General features: G+C 68.5%; 16 protein-coding genes and 1 pseudogene. 10 read left to right on the top strand and 7 right to left on the bottom strand.

The window, feature by feature from the left end:
* Positions 1-11 precede the first annotated feature (11 nt).
* Positions 12-1,280 (bottom strand): hypothetical protein, encoded by a 1,269-nt coding sequence (locus tag ACVTJA_RS47680; protein ID WP_465830927.1) that lies wholly within the window; start codon positions 1,278-1,280, stop codon positions 12-14.
* Between the two features lie 180 nt (positions 1,281-1,460).
* Between ACVTJA_RS47680 and ACVTJA_RS47675 the strand changes: the two genes are divergently transcribed.
* The 3 genes from ACVTJA_RS47675 to ACVTJA_RS47665 all read left to right on the top strand — a co-directional run bounded on the left by ACVTJA_RS47675 (position 1,461) and on the right by ACVTJA_RS47665 (position 3,283).
* Entirely contained in the window at positions 1,461-1,823 is a 363-nt protein-coding gene (locus tag ACVTJA_RS47675) for an iron chaperone (protein ID WP_465830926.1), read from the top strand.
* Positions 1,820-2,695 (top strand): hypothetical protein, encoded by an 876-nt coding sequence (locus ACVTJA_RS47670; protein WP_465830924.1) that lies wholly within the window; start codon positions 1,820-1,822, stop codon positions 2,693-2,695. The genes ACVTJA_RS47675 and ACVTJA_RS47670 overlap by 4 nt, the downstream gene beginning before the upstream one ends.
* A 129-nt stretch (positions 2,696-2,824) precedes the next feature.
* On the top strand, positions 2,825-3,283 hold the full coding sequence (locus ACVTJA_RS47665; protein WP_465830923.1) for a DUF6174 domain-containing protein: 459 nt from the start codon (positions 2,825-2,827) through the stop codon (positions 3,281-3,283).
* Here the strand turns inward: ACVTJA_RS47665 and ACVTJA_RS47660 are convergent.
* Entirely contained in the window at positions 3,267-3,674 is a 408-nt protein-coding gene (locus tag ACVTJA_RS47660) for a hypothetical protein (protein WP_465830921.1), read from the bottom strand. The genes ACVTJA_RS47665 and ACVTJA_RS47660 overlap by 17 nt on opposite strands.
* A gap of 10 nt (positions 3,675-3,684) precedes the next feature.
* Positions 3,685-4,314: a hypothetical protein gene (locus tag ACVTJA_RS47655; protein ID WP_465830920.1), complete on the bottom strand. Its 630-nt coding sequence runs from the start codon at positions 4,312-4,314 to the stop codon at positions 3,685-3,687.
* 221 nt (positions 4,315-4,535) lie between these two features.
* On the opposite strand from ACVTJA_RS47655, the pseudogene ACVTJA_RS47650 reads away from it, so the two are divergent.
* The 3 genes and pseudogenes from ACVTJA_RS47650 to ACVTJA_RS47640 form a co-directional block, all read left to right on the top strand.
* A pseudogene (locus ACVTJA_RS47650) lies at positions 4,536-4,730 on the top strand (DUF2381 family protein); the annotation flags it as partial.
* Positions 4,712-5,197, top strand: a complete 486-nt coding sequence (locus ACVTJA_RS47645) for a DUF2381 family protein (RefSeq protein WP_465840700.1) — start codon at positions 4,712-4,714, stop codon at positions 5,195-5,197. The pseudogene ACVTJA_RS47650 and the gene ACVTJA_RS47645, both read left to right, overlap by 19 nt.
* 11 nt (positions 5,198-5,208) lie before the next feature.
* Positions 5,209-5,697 carry a serine/threonine protein kinase gene (locus ACVTJA_RS47640; RefSeq protein WP_465830918.1) on the top strand — a complete coding sequence of 163 codons (489 nt, stop codon included), beginning with the start codon at positions 5,209-5,211 and terminating at the stop codon, positions 5,695-5,697.
* A 195-nt stretch (positions 5,698-5,892) separates the two neighbouring features.
* On the opposite strand, the gene ACVTJA_RS47635 is transcribed toward ACVTJA_RS47640, so the two are convergent.
* A complete protein-coding gene (locus ACVTJA_RS47635; protein WP_465830917.1) occupies positions 5,893-7,335 on the bottom strand; it encodes a pyridoxal phosphate-dependent decarboxylase family protein in 1,443 nt (480 codons plus the stop codon).
* 228 nt (positions 7,336-7,563) lie between these two features.
* Here ACVTJA_RS47635 and ACVTJA_RS47630 point away from each other — a divergent pair, with 228 nt between their 5' ends.
* Positions 7,564-7,800, top strand: a complete 237-nt coding sequence (locus ACVTJA_RS47630) for a SelT/SelW/SelH family protein (RefSeq protein WP_465830916.1) — start codon at positions 7,564-7,566, stop codon at positions 7,798-7,800.
* A 64-nt stretch (positions 7,801-7,864) separates the two neighbouring features.
* Here ACVTJA_RS47630 and ACVTJA_RS47625 read toward each other — a convergent pair whose 3' ends face one another.
* Both ACVTJA_RS47625 and ACVTJA_RS47620 read right to left on the bottom strand, forming a co-directional pair.
* Positions 7,865-9,535: a DUF1501 domain-containing protein gene (locus ACVTJA_RS47625; RefSeq protein WP_465830915.1), complete on the bottom strand. Its 1,671-nt coding sequence runs from the start codon at positions 9,533-9,535 to the stop codon at positions 7,865-7,867.
* 15 nt (positions 9,536-9,550) lie between these two features.
* Entirely contained in the window at positions 9,551-11,932 is a 2,382-nt protein-coding gene (locus ACVTJA_RS47620; RefSeq protein ID WP_465830913.1) for a carbohydrate-binding domain-containing protein, read from the bottom strand.
* A 213-nt stretch (positions 11,933-12,145) separates the two neighbouring features.
* On the opposite strand from ACVTJA_RS47620, the gene ACVTJA_RS47615 reads away from it, so the two are divergent.
* The 3 genes from ACVTJA_RS47615 to ACVTJA_RS47605 all read left to right on the top strand — a co-directional run bounded on the left by ACVTJA_RS47615 (position 12,146) and on the right by ACVTJA_RS47605 (position 14,085).
* On the top strand, positions 12,146-12,466 hold the full coding sequence (locus ACVTJA_RS47615) for a hypothetical protein (RefSeq protein ID WP_465830912.1): 321 nt from the start codon (positions 12,146-12,148) through the stop codon (positions 12,464-12,466).
* 96 nt (positions 12,467-12,562) lie between these two features.
* Complete coding sequence (locus ACVTJA_RS47610; protein WP_465840698.1) at positions 12,563-13,387, top strand: 2,3,4,5-tetrahydropyridine-2,6-dicarboxylate N-succinyltransferase; 825 nt, start codon at positions 12,563-12,565, stop codon at positions 13,385-13,387.
* 62 nt (positions 13,388-13,449) lie between these two features.
* The gene (locus ACVTJA_RS47605) at positions 13,450-14,085 is read left to right on the top strand and encodes a dimethylsulfonioproprionate lyase family protein (RefSeq protein WP_465830911.1); all 636 of its coding nucleotides are present in this window, start codon (positions 13,450-13,452) and stop codon (positions 14,083-14,085) included.
* 16 nt (positions 14,086-14,101) lie between these two features.
* On the opposite strand, the gene ACVTJA_RS47600 is transcribed toward ACVTJA_RS47605, so the two are convergent.
* Positions 14,102-15,538 (bottom strand): ankyrin repeat domain-containing protein, encoded by a 1,437-nt coding sequence (locus tag ACVTJA_RS47600; RefSeq protein WP_465830909.1) that lies wholly within the window; start codon positions 15,536-15,538, stop codon positions 14,102-14,104.
* Positions 15,539-15,555 lie beyond the last annotated feature (17 nt).

Raw genomic sequence — 15,555 nt, 5'->3', positions numbered from 1 at the left:
GGGCTCGCGCTTCAGCGGCGCCGCTCGAGCTCCTCCATGGTGCGCGGTGCGGGGCGCCGGCCGGCTCTCACGTCGCGGATGGCGCCGAGCAGCGCCTGCGTCACCGTGTCCCCGGTCTCCATGGAGAGTGCCCGCGAGGCCGTGGCCTCCGCTTCTTCCAGGAGACCTCGGAGGAGCTGGGCCAGCGCGAGGTTGGCCACGAGCCCGGCGTCGGACGGGGCCGCCGCGCAGGCCGCCCGCGTCGCGTCTTCTGCTTCCTCGAAGCGCTGCAGCCGCAGGAGCTGCAGCGCGTACTCGCGCGCGACGTCGGGCTGGTCCCGCTTGAAGGCGAACGCCCTGCCGAACGTCTCCGCGGCCCTCGCCGTGTCGCCGAGCGCCTGGAACCCCTTGCCGGCCAGCCACAGGGCCTGCCAGCTCTCGGGGTTCGCGCGCTGGTGCTTCAGCAGGTCCTCCACGCCGAGCTCCACCCGGCGGCGGCCCTTCGCATCCAGGGGACGCGGCTCCTGCCCGTGCACGTGCATGTACGGCTCCACGGCCTCCGAGCCGCGCTCGTAGAGGTCCCCGCGGCGCCGGACCCAGTCGCGCAGCGCTTCGAGCTCCTGACGGTCCTGGTCCGTGGCCGAGGGGTGGTTGAGCCCCGCGTCGATGGCGGCCTCCGCCGCGGCGGTGACGTCCAGGGCGAGGTGCGCGGCGGCCAGGAGGCGAATCGCTCCGGACAGGGAGGGGAGGTGCTCTCCGCGTAGGGCGTCCTGGACGTGGTGCTCGATGATGGAGGTGTACTGCCGGATGACGTGCGTCCGTGCCTCGCCGAGGGACTCCGCCTTGATTCGCTCCAGGTACACCGAGGCGAGGTTGAGGCGCGGCGGCGCGAACTGGGGCCAGCTGTTGCAGATGCGCCGGAAGGCCAGCTCGGCCTCGTCGAGCCGGCCGCCCTGCCCGTGGCGCGCGCCCTCCGTCCCCAGCGTGGTCACCTCCTCGGGTTCGAGGAAGCGCGGCACCATGAAGGTCTCGCACGCGTCGCAACGCCATGCGTCCACGGCCAGGGGATGTTCGCGCCAGAGCTCGGGGTCTCCGTCCGGCCCTCCCGTGGTGAGGACTGCCTCGACGAGCGGTGCGTTGCAGTCCTTGCACCGGGGCGAGTCCCTCCGGCGCGGACCCTGCGCGTTCCAGGGCGTCTGGACGGGAAAGGGGAGCGCCACCTCACGCTGGCGCAGGACGACGAAGGGGGGCCCCGTCTCCTTGTCGGAGCGGAAGAGACGCTGGAGCCAACGGAGGACCATGGCGGCAGCGTATGACAGGGATTGCGCCCGCGCACCCTGGCAGGCTCGTATGCATCGGGACTGCTGGGGCATCATTGACCGGGGCTTCGTTCTTAAATCCAGCAAGCCCCGAAGAAATGGAACACCTCCCGCGGGACGAGAGCCCTCTCCAACCGAGCCGCGCCCACCGGGAGGCAGGTCATGGCAGCGAAGTTCGAGACCGTCGACGAGTACATCGCGTCCTTCCCCGAGGACGTGCAGCGCATCCTCACGAAGGTCCGGAAGGCCATCCGGAGCAACGTGCCTGGGGGCGAGGAGAAGATTCGCTACGGCATGCCGGCGGTGATGCTCGGCGGCCGGTACGCCGTGCACTTCGCGGGCTGGAAGCACCACGTCGGCCTCTATCCGATTCCCAAGCTGGACGACGCCCTCGAAGCGGAGCTCGCGCCCCATCGAGCGGCGAAGGACTCCGTCAACTTCCCGTACTCCAAGCCCATCCCGTATGACCTCATCGGCCGTGTCACGGCGGCCATCGTCAAGCTGCGTGCGGAGGGATTGAATTGAATTCATCGTTGGGACGTGCGGCGGTCCTGTTCGCCGCGACCTCGGGTGTCGCGGTCCTCGTCGGCTGCATCGTGGCCGCTGTTCATGATGTCTACGCGTCCGTGTGGGCTCGTAACGTCGGCGTGTGGGTGGCTGGCGCTCTCATCGCCTTCGTGATGACGAGGATGGCCACGCCGCGCATTGCTCGGATTGTCCTGCTGCTGGCTCCGGCCGTGTTGATGGCCACGCTCTTCAGCAGCGGTCCCGCGGGTGTGCACCGCTGGGTCGTCATCGGCCCTGTACGGCTCAATGCCGCCGAGTTGCTCCTCCCGTTGACAGTGGTCGCGTGGACGGGCGTGGTGGCACGGCGAAGCCCGCTGTGGGCCTCGGTGTCTGTCATTGCAATCATCCTGGCCCTCCAGCCAGATGCCTCGCAGGCGGTGGCGTTGGCCGGCGCGGTCATCGCGGTGCTGTTCACGCTCCGGTTGCCTGTCGCCTTCAGGCTCATGGCATCGGTCATCCCCGTGGCGGCGGCGCTGGTCGCGCTCTTCCGCCCGGACCCGTTGCTACCCGTGCCCGAGGTCGAGGGCATCATCGGCCTGGCGCTGGAGACATCTCCCATCCTGGCGGTGCTGGCGGTGCTGACGCTGGCAGGCGCGGTCCTGTCGCCACTGGCTGCTGCTGCGGGGCAGGCTGAGGCCTCTCGCTCGGCGGCCATCGGGCTCGCCGTCTACTTCGTGCTCTCGGCGCTGGCGCCCTGCCTCGGAGCCTTCCCCGTCCCACTGGTGGGCATGGGCGTCAGTCCCATCCTCGGCGCGTGGTTTGGAATAGGCGCGCTGGTGGGCCTGCGCGAGCGCGCGGTGCTCCCGGCCCCTGTCGCACCGGTTGCCTGATTCGCCTTCCCAACCCGAGTGGCTCGCGATGACTCATGGCCCGCCGCCATTGACCACGACAGCCCGCTCTGGCACTCAGTGGCATGTTGCGCGCGGGGCCGGCCGCCAATGCGTCGCGGAGAACACAGCATGAAGCGGTCTGGCTGGAGCAGGGGCGCCGTCATCCGGGTCCTCACCGGGGCACTCATCATCGGGACCCTCGGGTGTGGGGACAGTGCGCAGGAGGAACTGGAACTGGATTCCGAGCGCAGGGCCTGGGAAGCGGTGCGCCCGAATCACTACCGATTCGACTACACCGTGACGGGCTTCGCACCTGGTAGAGGCCCCTGGCGCGTCGAGGTGAACGGGACGCAGGTCGTCTCCGTGGCCTATGTCGGTGAAGGACCCCTGCCAACGCCAGGAGTCTCCGAGGCAACCGCGCCGACCATCGAGGAGCTCTTCGACGAGGTGGCGCAGGGCCTGGACGCGTCATCCGTCGAGGTGACGGTGAGCTACGACCCTCAATGGCACCATCCGGTCAAGGCGTACTTCGACAGGGGAGAAGAGGGGGACGGCTTCCGGGCCGAGAACCTCACTTCCGTGGACTGACAGGGAGCTTCCTCGCGCCATCCTTCCGAGGCTTCACCTCCCGAGAGGACGAGGGGGCATTGCGAGCCGAGCGAGGAGGCCTGCTGCTTCGCGGCTTCACTCCGGGCAGGACTTCCGAATGGGCGTCGAAGAACCCCCTGACGAACGTCATCGCGTTCATGAGGGAATCCACCGGCCCGCTACCGAAGATGGGCTTGATTCGGGGGCGGGTGTAGCCCTCAATGAGCACGGGGCAGTACCAGAGTCGCTCCTCGGGGTAGTGCACCGGTCGCCCAATCATCAGCCGCGAGACGCGCTTCTCTCCCTTGGAGGTGACGTACTCCCAGTGGTCTTCGGCAATGGGGTCGTCGATGCGGGACACCTTCGGGCGCCAGTTCTCTTCATGAGGCATGGTCATGACCTCACGGCTCTCGCGGCGGACCGAAGTAGGCCCGGCAGAACACGATGCATGCTGCCTTCCCTGCATGGCACGCGCCCCAACACGCCGCCTTGATCTTCTGTTGCCGTTTCGTCCTGTCAGGCAGCGCCCTGCAGAAGTCCTCCACCGCGTTTCCTCCTGCTTTACATGCCTGGATGCATGCGTAGGACTTCCATGGGTCCGCTGTCGTCTCGGCCTCGCCGGGCTCCGGTTCTGGTAGCGGCTCCGGGTCCAGGCGGTTGGTGAACTGCGTCTCCACGCCCGTGCTCTCGTAGAGGAACGGCAGCGGGACGACGTGCGCGGGGATGAGGGGAGGCACGCCGCTCGCGTACTTCTCCGACTGCACCTCGATGCCGGTGAGGAGGGTGCCCTCCTTCTTGGCCTCGATGACACCGGCCAGCTTTCCGGCCACGTAGAGGGCGTAGTCGGCCTTGCCGTGGCCGCGTGCCAGGGGGAACTCGCGGACGGCCACGCCGAGCCCGGCGGTGTGGTTGAGCTTGGCGAAGTCCTGGACGTGCCAACCAGCACGCTGGAGCGCGGCGTCAATGTTCTCGCGGGCAGCAGCTTCGGGCGTCGGCAGCGTGCGCCGATTTTCGCTGAAAATTCCGCTCACGGAAATCTCGAAGAAGTCACTGGCGGGTTGTCGCCTCAATCCGGCCGGATTGGCTCCGCCGCACGTCAGCCTTTTACTCTCCGCGCCAGTAGAGATTGCGCCGGGTGCACGAGCGGTCCAGCGATTCTTTGGTCCGCCAGAACAGGGCAACACCGACACCCCTCAGGCGAGATGCACAGAGATTGCCGCGCTCAAACCCACCTTGGTAGGTTGGCTGGACTATGAGTCCCATCCCACTTTTGAGGTATGGCGTGCTTGCTGTCCTCGTGGCGTCATCAGCCGCTCGCGCCAGCGATGAGCGCGACAAGCCCGCCGTGCGCCCCATCATGCTCTCCGAGCACCCGAGCGATGGCACGCACTCCATCTACGTGAAGGGGCAGCTCGTCACGACGCTGCGATTCGAGCAGCTCGTCGACGCGAGCAAGACGAAGAGAATGAGCGCTACCGCAAGGAAGAGAACTCCGTCGATCACGCCTACGCGACGCTCCTCGTCAACGAACAGCGGAAGAAGACGCCCTTTCGCCGCAGGTTCGTCTACCGGCCGAAGAATCAGGACATGGACATGGTCGTCGAAGTCTTCGAAGGCCCCGGCAAGGCGGCGGCGCTCGTCACCTTGAAGAACATGTACTACGGCGGTCCGTGGGAGTTCGACGGTGCCTACCTGACCCGTGACTTCACCCTCTCTACGGCTCGACCCTTCGCGCTCCGCATGGACCGGGCCACGATTGTTCCTGGGGAAACGGGCCGGATCGCGGTCGTCGCGGACAAGAGCGCTTTTCTGACGGACGACGGGCAGCTCACTGACCTCGCGCTCCAGATCTTCCGAGGAGACGGCCTCCTCCAGGTGTTCGTGAAGTTGGAACGCACGCTCGTCCAGAAGTAGAAGTGCCGCTCATGCCGACCCCCAGAGCCCTCCTGTTCAGCGCCATCGTCCTGTTCGCTACGTCGCCCGGCTGCACGGGGAGCGGCGTCGCGTTGCGCCCCGACGGCAGTCCAGGTCCGCAGGAGTGCCCGGAAGAATCAAAGAAGGCAATTCGCTACATGGGGCTGCGCGTGGGGGACAGCGTGATGGTGGACCTCGACGCGAACCAGACCGAGAGCCGGCGCGTCACGCTCTACGACGGACCGATTGAGAGTGTCACGAGGGAGGAGTTCGGCCCGTTCGCCGCGACGAGCCGCTTGTACGGGCAGGTCTGGACGGGCGGCCCGCAGGCCGTCATCCGGTACTACGAGGCGCAGTCACCAAATGGAGAGAAAGTCCCCATCTGCGCGGTGGCGCGGCTCGGCTATGACCAGATGAGGAAGCTGCCCGAGTCCAAGCCTGGAACCGCGATTCTCGACGGCTCTGTCGCAGCCGCGTTCATCGTCGATGCGTTCCGGTGACACGCTCGCTCGGCTGGCCAGGCCCTGTGCTGCTGCCCGCGCTGCTGCGCGCCCGCCGATCTCCGGGAAGCACGCGTAGGGCCGCGTCAGCGAGTCCAGATGGGCAGTGGAGTTGCCCGTTTTCGCGGAGCGATTTCAGGCAAACCCGAGGCCCGGTGCCCAGAGCCCGCATCCGCGGATGAAAGGACAGCAGGTTCACCGCCGCGCCGCTGCCCGCAGGGCCTCCATCAACGCGTCCAGGTCCGCATCCGTGGTGAGCGGGTTGATGAGCGTCACCCGCAGGTACACGCCCTTCGGCAGCTTCGTCTGCACGAGGTAGAAGTCCCCGCGCGTCACCAATCGCTCGCGCAGCCGCGCCTGCAACGCGTCCCACTCCTCCGGCGGCACGTGTGACGGCGTGTGCCGGAAGCAGAGGATGTTGCAGTCCGGCGCCACCGCCACCTCGAAGTCCCCTGCCGCCGTCAGGCGCTTCGCGAACCGCTTCGCCTGCTCATACGACTCCGTCACCGCGTCGGAGAACAGCCGCGTCCCCAGCACCGCGAGGCAGGCGTACACCTTCAGCGCCATCATCTCCTTGGTGCACTCCATCGTGCGCTGGGCCACGTCGCTCCAGGGAAGCTCACCGTCGCCGTGGAACAGGTAGCTCGCCTCCTGCGCGAAGGCCTCGAACGAGCGCGCCCCGTCGCGGAACAGCACCGCCGTCACCAGCGCCGGCATCAGCAGTCCCTTGTGCGCGTCCCACACCACCGAGTCCGCCCGGTCGATGCCGCGCACGAGGTGCCGGTGCATGGGGCTCAGCACCGCGGACGCACCGTGTGCCCCATCCACGTGGAACCACAGCCCGTGCTTCTCACAGAAGTCCGCCACCGGCTCCAGCGGGTCGAACGCTCCTGTCGCCGTGGAGCCCGCGCTCGCCACCACCGCAATCACCTTGCGCCCCGCCAGCGTCGCCGTCTTGAAGGCCGCGTCCAGCGACTCCGGACGCAAGCGGAACTTCTCGTCCACCGCGACGGGTGTCACGCCACCCTCGCCCCAGCCCATGATGCGCGTGGCTCGCGAGACGCAGTAGTGCGTCGTCTTCGGCACCAGCACCGTGAGCGGCGGGCCCGCGTGCGCGCCCTGGTTCCACGCGTCGTAGCCCGCCTTCGCCTGCCGCGCGGCGAGCAGCGCCGTGAGATTGCCCAGCGAGCCTCCCGAGGTGAGCACACCATCCGTGCCCTCCGGCAGCCCCAGCCGCGCCGCCATCCACCGCAGCACGTTGCGCTCCATCGCGGTGGAGACCGGGCCCATCTCGTACACGGCCATGCCGTTGTTGAGCAGCGATGACACCGCGTCGCACAGCGCCGCCAGCGGCACCGGCGCCGTCACCTGGTGGCCCACGTAGCGCGGGTGGTGCAGGTGGTTCGAGCCCGACAGCACTCGCGCCACCAGGTCGGAGAACTCGCCGTGAGGCTCCTCCGGAAAGGCGGCGGCGAAGCGGTCCACATTCACGGCGGGCGCGGCCCATGGAAGCACCGGCCCCTCGCCGCGCTCCGTCCCGGCGAGATAGCCCGCCAGGGTGTCCACCAGTCTGTGGCCCTCGCGGCGGAACGTCTCTGCGTCGTACACAGCGGCTACGCGCTCACGGAAGTCCGTCATGACGCGGCGCAACCTAGCCGCGGCCCCACCGCCGGGGGAATCCACCCTCAGTCCGTTTCCAAGACTCCGGGATTCTCCCAGTAGGAGGACCTGCGCATCGCCCCGCCGCACGGAGTCCGCCGGAGTGGCCTGGCAGGCAGGCGGGTTGGCACGACGTCCGGCTGTGCACTAATTCAAACCCGGGAGCGCACGCGCCGTGCGCTCCCTGCACACGCAAAGGAGGCCCTCATGGCCGACCCGAAGGTGTCGATTACGTACTGCAATTCCTGAGGCTACAAGCCCCGGGCCGCCCGTGCGGCGGCCGTACTGAAGGACGAGTTGGACCTGGATGCGGAGCTGAAGACAGGACCGTCGGGAAGCTACGAAGTCTCTGTCGACGGCAAGGTGGTCATCCGAAAGGAGACGCTGGCGTTCCCCACCGAGCAGGAAGTCGTGGACGCCGTGGCGAAGGCGCTGGGGAGGTAATCCGCTGAAGGACTCCAGGCTCGCGGCCGGCACGCCCCGCCCGGGCTGCCGGCCGCGTTGCGTTTCAGCGCTTGATGAACTTCAGCGCCGGCCTGTCGTTGCGTCCCTTGCCCGCGGCCTTGAGCGCGGCCGGGTCCAGCCCGGAGAGGTACAGCGCCGTCGAGTACACGTGGCCCGAGTCGGTGATGAAGCTGCTCGCGCTCTTCGTGCGGCCGGGGATGAGCAGGCCGGTGTCCGGGGCATACGCCGGGTCCAGCGTGCCGTCCGGCATGATGGGGATGCCCTCGAGCGACGTGCCGCCCACGCGCCCATACTGCCTGTTCCCGAGCACCGTGCCGCCGAGGAACGCCGCGCTGCTGACGCGCCAGTGCTGGCAGCAGTCCTGCGCCATGATGTCGGTGTACTTCTGCGCGTCCGTGATGGTGGCGTTGGCGATGATGGACTCCACGTCGCCGGAGATGGTGCGCCCCATCTCCGAGGCGAGGACGATGGTGGTGAAGTCGTAGTAGCTCTTCCCCGTCGTCCCGTACGGCGTGGACTTGAGCTTGGACACCAGCGTCTTCAGCGGCGCCCACAGGTTCTTCTTCATGATGTCGCGCTGGTCCGACTGGCCCTTGTTGTTCATGATGAAGCGCCGGTCCCGGTGCGTGTCGAAGTGGCGCAGGCCCCGGTTCTCGATGAAGAAGCCGATGGACAGCCCCTTCGTCATCAGCTCGTAGGTCATCAGCGCCTGCACGTTGGTGTTGGGCGTCTCCTTCGAGCGGGCGGGGTTGCCGTTGATGGACGAGGAGTCCGTGTTCTCGTCCGCGGCGGTGATGCCGAATTCGCTTCTCAGCGCGGTGTTGGTGAAGAGCGTCTTCGGGTCCAGGTTGATGGTGCCGCCCGCGGTGAGCGAGCGGTGGATTTCCAGCGCCGAGGCGAAGGCCTTCACCGACTCGCTGTTCTTCGAGTCGAGGAAGTTCTGCTGCAGGTTGTCGGTGAACTGGCGGATGCGCGAGTCGCGCTGGCCCTGCGTCACGCTGCCCAACGAGGATAGGCGCTCGCGCATGGCGGCCGGCGTCTTGCCGTAGATGGTGTGCGCGTGCACCGGGCCCAGCCGCTCGTAGTAGCCGGTGCCGTCCGGGTACGACGGAATGGACAGCTCACCGTCCGCGAGCCACCGGTGCCACGACACGTGCGGCAGCAGGAAGCCGTTGCCGTAGGCCTCGCAGAAGGCCTGCATGACGGTGCGCTCGTCCGGGGCGCGCTTGCCGGACAGGGAATAGCTGTACCTGCCGTAGTGGTACTCCCACCGGCCGCCCGAGTGGAACGTGTTGCCGTTGTGGCTGGACACCACCGCGAGGTCCGGGAAGAGCTCCAGCCCGTCCTGCGCGAGGTAGCCGTACTGGATGTTGCCCTGCGTCTTCGGCGGGTCCAGCGGCGAGGTGGCGTAGCCCTTGGGGCGGTAGCGGTGCTGGCTCCACGAGGGCACGGGGCGCAGCTCGCCCGCGGGGATGACGCGGATGCCGTCGTTGGGCGTGTGGGCGGGGTTGAACATGCTGTACCCGTCCCAGCCTCCCTCCTGGAACCAGTAGATGAGGAAGTGCGGCTCGGCGGCCTCGGCGGCGGCGGCCTCGGCGATGCCCAGCTCCTTCTTCGTTCCCGGGACACCGAAGGCCCGGAAGAAGCGGAGCCAGTCCAGCGCGCTGATGGCGGTACCGGCGGCGGCGCCCACGAGGAATTGGCGGCGGTTCATGGCAGTCCTTTCCGGTCAGCGGCGCAGGTACTCGGGCGAGGTGGCGATGGTCTTGAGCACGGCCTTCAGGTTGCTCTGGCTCTCCGCGGAGACGTCCCACAGGCGCTTGTAGACGGTGCGCTCGTCCAGCGTGTGGCGCATCTCCCGGCCGAAGAAGAGGGCGAACTGCGCGTTGAGGGTGCGGCGCACGAAGGCCTCCTTCTTCACCGCCTGCGTGGCGAAGGCCTCCATGCCCTGGCCCTTGTACGCGTAGACACCCACCAGCCCGCGGTCGCTGTCGTCCAGCATCGCCCCGTCCACGTCGGTGGTGCGGTAGTTGCCCTCGTCGTCCCAGCGCAGGCGCTGGTGCGCCAGCGGCGTCAGCGTCTGGTGGCACGCGAAGCAGATGCTGGTGGGGTCCACCGTGGACGCGGCCGTCGCGGCGCCGCGCATGTCGAAGACCTCCGAGGGCACCTCGTACATGGCGCCCATGAAGTCCGTCATGACGCGCGCCGCGTAGTTGTAGTGCGGCAGGCCGGGCTTGTTCTTGATGAAGCCCTTCATGGTGAGCACGCCCGTCTTCCCGTGCTCCGGCGCGCGCGCCACCTGCTTGAAGGTGTCATCCACCGAGTAGTCGCCGGTGAGCAGCTCCTGGAACGGCTTGCCCTCCAGGGCGAGGTGCGTCCACAGGCGCGCGGGCTCGTCCGTGTCGGGCGTGCCCTCGCTCTCCGTCCGCACCCGCATGCGCTGGAAGTAGTACGTCTTGAAGTCGGGCGACTCGAGGTACGCGTCGACCAGCTGCTCCCAGGACTTCGTGCCGCCTTCCAGCGCGGTGAATTCGGCGGCGGTGGGCGGGCGGCCGGTGAGGTCCTGCGCCAGCTTCACCAGCAGCAGCCTGTCGCGCTCCTTGCCGCTCAGCGCCTCGTAGGAAGGCGGCAGGGTGAAGAGGAAGTCGGGGGCGCGCATGAGGCCCTCGCACAGGCCGCTCCACGCCTTGGAGAGGTTGACCTCGATGTCGTTGAGGTCCTTCACCAGCGCGTAGCCGTTGTCGCGCTCCTGCGCGGTGGCGGCGCGGTACAGCATGCGCCGGTAGAGGGTGTCCACCTTGGCCTTCGCCGCGTCCGCGCGCTGCGTGCCGGTGGAGGCTTCCGTGGGGCCGTAGACGTTGAGCGCGTCCACGTGCAGGTTGCGGTCGCAGACGCCGGACTCGTTGTAGTCGTTGGTGAAGTGCACCGACAGCACGTGGCCGCCGGCTGCCACCACCTGGTTGTGCACGAAGTCCGCGTAGGCCGTGCCGTTGGAGACGTCCCACTCCTTCACGACGACGCCGTCCACCTTGAGCTGCATGTGCGGCAGGTCCGGGCCGCACAAGTCCCCCTTCGCCTTCACCGTGAAGCGGTACGTGTTGCTGGTGGCGAAGGGGTGGGGCTGCGCGGTGGCGAGGCTGCCGGTGGTGTAGAGGTCCCAGCCCGTCGTGCCCGACTTCTGGCCGGTGCTGGCGATGATTTGCGTCCCGGCGGGGATGGAGGTGGCGTCCGCGCGCACGGCCAATTCCATCTCGTACTGCTTCGAGGTGGGCGCGGGCACGTCCACCAGCGGCTGCGCCAAATCCAATCCGGCGAAGGGGCCCGTCTTGTTGGTGGCCGCCACGAGGCACACGTCGCGGGACAGGTCATCCAGGCCGAGGAAGAAGTCCGCGGTGGCCGCGCGTGCCTCGACGAAGTGGTCCTTGTAGTCCACGCCGCCGAAGAGGCCCACGTTCTGGGCGAAGCGGTCCTCGCCGTTGCGCACCCAGGCTTCGTTGAAGATGGACTTCACCTTCCCCTTGAGCTGGTCGAAGCCGATGAAGGGGTTGTCGTACGTGGCGACGGACGGGCCGGTGTAGGGCTGGAGGAGGGCGAGGGGGAACTCCTCGTCCGACTTCGTCTGGGGCTGGCGCGTCTCCACCGCCGCGAGCTGGCAGGTGATGCGGGCGACGTTGGAGATCTCCTCCTTGCTCCATTCCGGCTGCCCCTTGGGCATGCGCACCGATTCATCGAGGGTGACGAGGCGCGACAGCAGCGAGCCGGACTCCGGCTTCATGAAGCCGCCCGCGCGCGCGGCGTAGAACGTCTCCACGCCCTCGGTGCTCACCTTGAAGAGGCGGCCGCTGGTGGTGGCGTGGCAGGAGATGCAGCCGGACGTCTCGCGCAGCATGGCCGGGTGCACCGTCCGCGCGAAGTCCTCGGCAATGCCCTGCAGCGTCACGCTCTCCGGAACGGCGTCCGTGTCGCACAGGAGCGAGCCGTCCTGCTGAATCGGCGGGTCTTCCTCGCCGCCGCCTGGCATGTCGCGGGAGGCCTGGCCGTAGCAGCCGGCAAGGGACAACGAGAGCACAGCGAGGGCACGGCACCACGGGCGCAGGGGGGATGCGCGCATGAGCCCTCCGGGAAGGGGGTGGGGGGTGACCCAAGGGTCTCATGATTGTCGAATGGAGAACCAGCCGGTTGCGTCGAAAGGTAAGTAATTCCCGCAAGTAGCTTGAAAATTTTCGGTTGCAAGCATGTCCCACAAGTAGGGGGACGGGCGCTGGCCGCGCGCTCGCCTCCGGGCGGGTGGGGCCCCAGCTTGAGGGTGCGGGAGGAGACATCCATGGCGTGGCCGGAGTCGGCGTCGCCGTACGAGCGGCGCTCCATCGTCCAGGGCATGCGGGTGCGGGACGAGGACGGGAAGAAGCTGGGACACGTGGCGCTCATCGGGCAGGAGCACCTGTACGTGCGGCGCTGGCCCTTCAGCCCGCACTGGGTGGAGGTGCCGTTGTCGCGGGTGCGGCACGTGTCCCGGGGCGAGGTGTTGCTGGAGGGACGCGCCGCGGGCCGGCGGGTGGAGGCGGAAAGAGGGTTGCGCGGAGAGATTCCCACGCTGACCCACCCGCTGGCGGAGCCGGTGGGTTTGGGTGAAGCCCGCCCATGAGGCCGCATCTGTCGTGTGTTGCATCCGCGGCCGCCCTCACGAGGGTGCGGCGCGCCGCGACGAAGTGTGATTCAAGGGGCCGCCATGTCTTCCTCCCTGTCGCCCATTGAAGAGCTGTCGCAGAGGGTGTCCGCCGCGTTCGTGGACCGGACGAAGCTGAAGGATGCGGCCCACGTGGCCGCCGTGCGCGAGACGCTGGCGCGGCTGGACTCGGGCGAGCTGCGCGTCGCGGAGAAGGGCGCGGATGGGTGGAAGGTCAACGCCTGGGTGAAGGAGGCCATCCTCCTGTTCTTCGCGGTGTCGGAGATGCAGGTGATGGAGGTGGGCCCCTTCGAGTTCTACGACAAGGTGCCGCTGAAGAAGGGGCTGGAGGCGGCGGGCGTGCGCGTGGTGCCTCCGGGCACGGTGCGCTACGGCGCCTTCGTGGAGCGCGGCGCGGTGGTGATGCCGGGCTACGTCAACATCGGCGCGCGCGTGGGCTCGGGCACCATGGTGGACACCTGGGCCACGGTGGGCAGCTGCGCCCAGGTGGGGAAGAACGTCCACCTGTCTGGCGGCGTGGGGCTGGGCGGCGTGCTCGAGCCGCCCACGGCGTCTCCGGTCATCATCGAGGACGGCGCCTTCCTGGGCAGCCGCTCCATCGTGGTGGAGGGCGTGGTGGTGGAGGAGGAGGCGGTGCTGGGCGCCAACGTGGTGCTCACCGCCTCCACGCAAATCATCGACGTCACGGGCCTCGAGGAGAAGGTCTACAAGGGGAGGGTGCCCGCACGCAGCGTGGTGATTCCGGGCATGCGGGAGAAGCAGTTCCCCGCCGGGAAGTACATGGTGCCTTGCGCGCTCATCATCGGTCAGCGCAAGCAGTCCACCGACCAGAAGACCAGCCTCAACGCCGCCCTGCGCGACTTCGCGGTGGCCGTCTAGGCGGTGGAAATCCAAACGCACCCGCATTCCGTAGATAGGGTGGAGTGGGGTGGAATGTGACGATGAAGCACCTGGACGACATCCTGCCGGAGTGGGCGCTAGGCACCCTGGATGCTCAGGCCCACGAGGCGGCCGAGCAGCATCTGGCCGGGTGTGCCCGCTGCCGGACAGAGGCGGCGCGGCTGCAGCCCGTGCGTGACGGGCTCGCCGCGCTGGTCGTCCCCGTGGAGCCGCCGCCCGAGGTGCTCGCGCGGGTGATGGCCCGGATGGAGGGCCCCGGACGGCTGGCCCGGTTCGCGGACCGCGTGGCCGCGTTCTTCGACCTGACTCGGGAGAAGGCGCTCCAGGTGCTGGAGTCCATCAGCGACCCCTCGGTGTGGATGCCGGGGCCGGTGGAGGGCTCGGAGCTCATGCCGGTGGAGGCGGGCCCCGCGCGCGAGGGGACGCTGGCCGGCATCCTCCGGCTGAACCCGGGCGTGCGCTACCCGCGCCACACGCACCACGGCCGCGAGTGGAACCTCGTGCTGGAGGGCGGCTTCCGCGAGGACGGCGGCCACGAGGTGTGGCCGGGCGAGGAGTTGATGAAGCCCGAGGACAGCTCGCACGGCTTCACCGCGCTGGAGGGCCCAGCGTGCCTCTGCGCGTCCCTGCTGGAGGGGGTGACGAGCTTCGAGGAGGAGATGGCTCCGCACGCGTGAGCGGAGGTCTCCGGTATCAGGCCTTCTCGCGGAAGACGGGCAGGCCCTGCCTGAGCCGGCCGATGAGCTCGCCCCTTTCAATCCGGAGCGGCTCTCCCTCCTCCTCGGGCTCGAGGACCTCGTCGATGAACAGCGCCTTGATGTGCTCGCCCATGCGCTCGCGGTAGTCCTGGTCGTGCGCCGTCAGGTCGAAGTGGTGCTCGGCCTTGATGGTGGCCAGGAAGCCGTGGTCGTCCTCGATGACGACGCGCGTGTGGATGGTATCGGCGGCCAGCGTGTGGTCGTTGTAGTAGGTGTAGACGACGTCCCGCGCGTGGAGGTTGCCCCGGATGTTGATCTCCCCATCCGTGTAGAGCGAGTGGCAGCGCACGTCCCCGAGGACGTTGACCTTCGAGTCGTTGGCGTTGTCCTGCAGTAAGCCGTGGACGATGAGGTTGCCCGTCACGGCGAAGGGCCGGTCGATGTCGAGGTTCCCATCCACCTCCAGGTCGCCGTGGTGGAAGAAGGGCTGCTTCAGCTCCAGCGGGCCCGCGAGGCGCAGGTGCCTGGGAGGAATGCCGACGGTGTCCCTCAGCGCCGCGACGAGGGCCAGGGCCTTCTCGGGCTCGCCGTAGGCCTGAATCCCGGTGACGAATTCCTGCGCGGAGTCCACGTCGTGCTCGAAGGGGAATTGGCCCTTCGGCAAAGCGGCGCGCAGCGCGGCGCTGTCGACGGGGAGGGGCGCGAAGGGGTCGGCCTCGTTCCGGGCATAGGGGACGTGGGGCTGGCCTCCAGCACCCTTCAGCAGGGCGATGACGGCGTTGAAGCCCGCGGTGCGGCTGTTGGCCTTGACCCAGGGCTTCGGAAGCTCGCGAAGCGCGAGGCCGAGCGGAGTGCGGCCGAGCTCATCGGTGGGATTCACCTCGGCGCCTCGCGCGAGCAGCAGCTCCGTCACGGGTGCGTTCCCGTACCCGGCCGCCTTGTGGAGCGGAGTCGCCCCTCCGTAGCCGCGCACGTCGACACGAGCACCCGCGTCGAGCACCTCCTGGTAGATGCGGGGTGTCCCGCCCATGCAGAACGCGCCCGCGTTTTTGTCCGTCACGTCGTCGGGCACCCGCGCCCCGGCTGCTCGCAGCAGGTGGATGAGCTCCAGCGCGTGTGCCTCATAGGGTTCGTCCTCGTTGTAGGGGATGGCCTGGAGGAGCGGCGTCTGGGCATTGGCATCGCGGGCATTGGGGTCCGCGCCCGCTTCGAGCAGCACGCGCACCACCTCGACGTCTGGGCGCGGGTCGGACTTCGCGTAGGGCGCCTGCACGGCGAAGTGCAGCGCCGTCCGGCCATACGTGGTGTCGCGCGCCTTCACATCGGCGCCCTCGGCCAGCAGCTTGCGGACGGCGTCCGCGGTCAGCTCCGCCTTCCAACGTCGGCGGTCCTCGCAGAGGGACAGCAGGGCCTGGGTCGCGGTCTCGGACATGCCCTGGGCTTTATGCC

The sequence above is a fragment of the Pyxidicoccus sp. M6 genome (assembly GCF_055568925.1).
This window is presented reverse-complemented; position numbering and strand designations above follow the sequence as displayed.

Excerpts from the sequence above, each read along its gene's own strand:
- ACVTJA_RS47625 (WP_465830915.1), bottom strand. The coding sequence starts at position 9,535 with ATGAACCGCCGCCAATTCCTCGTGGGCGCCGCCGCCGGTACCGCCATC.
- ACVTJA_RS47660 (WP_465830921.1), bottom strand. The coding sequence starts at position 3,674 with ATGCCTCATGAAGAGAACTGGCGCCCGAAGGTGTCCCGCATCGACGAC.
- ACVTJA_RS47600 (WP_465830909.1), bottom strand. The coding sequence starts at position 15,538 with ATGTCCGAGACCGCGACCCAGGCCCTGCTGTCCCTCTGCGAGGACCGC.
- ACVTJA_RS47605 (WP_465830911.1), top strand. The coding sequence starts at position 13,450 with ATGAAGCACCTGGACGACATCCTGCCGGAGTGGGCGCTAGGCACCCTG.
- ACVTJA_RS47640 (WP_465830918.1), top strand. The coding sequence starts at position 5,209 with ATGCCGACCCCCAGAGCCCTCCTGTTCAGCGCCATCGTCCTGTTCGCT.
- ACVTJA_RS47680 (WP_465830927.1), bottom strand. The coding sequence starts at position 1,280 with ATGGTCCTCCGTTGGCTCCAGCGTCTCTTCCGCTCCGACAAGGAGACG.
- ACVTJA_RS47675 (WP_465830926.1), top strand. The coding sequence starts at position 1,461 with ATGGCAGCGAAGTTCGAGACCGTCGACGAGTACATCGCGTCCTTCCCC.
- ACVTJA_RS47615 (WP_465830912.1), top strand. The coding sequence starts at position 12,146 with ATGGCGTGGCCGGAGTCGGCGTCGCCGTACGAGCGGCGCTCCATCGTC.
- ACVTJA_RS47635 (WP_465830917.1), bottom strand. The coding sequence starts at position 7,335 with ATGACGGACTTCCGTGAGCGCGTAGCCGCTGTGTACGACGCAGAGACG.
- ACVTJA_RS47620 (WP_465830913.1), bottom strand. The coding sequence starts at position 11,932 with ATGCGCGCATCCCCCCTGCGCCCGTGGTGCCGTGCCCTCGCTGTGCTC.
- ACVTJA_RS47665 (WP_465830923.1), top strand. The coding sequence starts at position 2,825 with ATGAAGCGGTCTGGCTGGAGCAGGGGCGCCGTCATCCGGGTCCTCACC.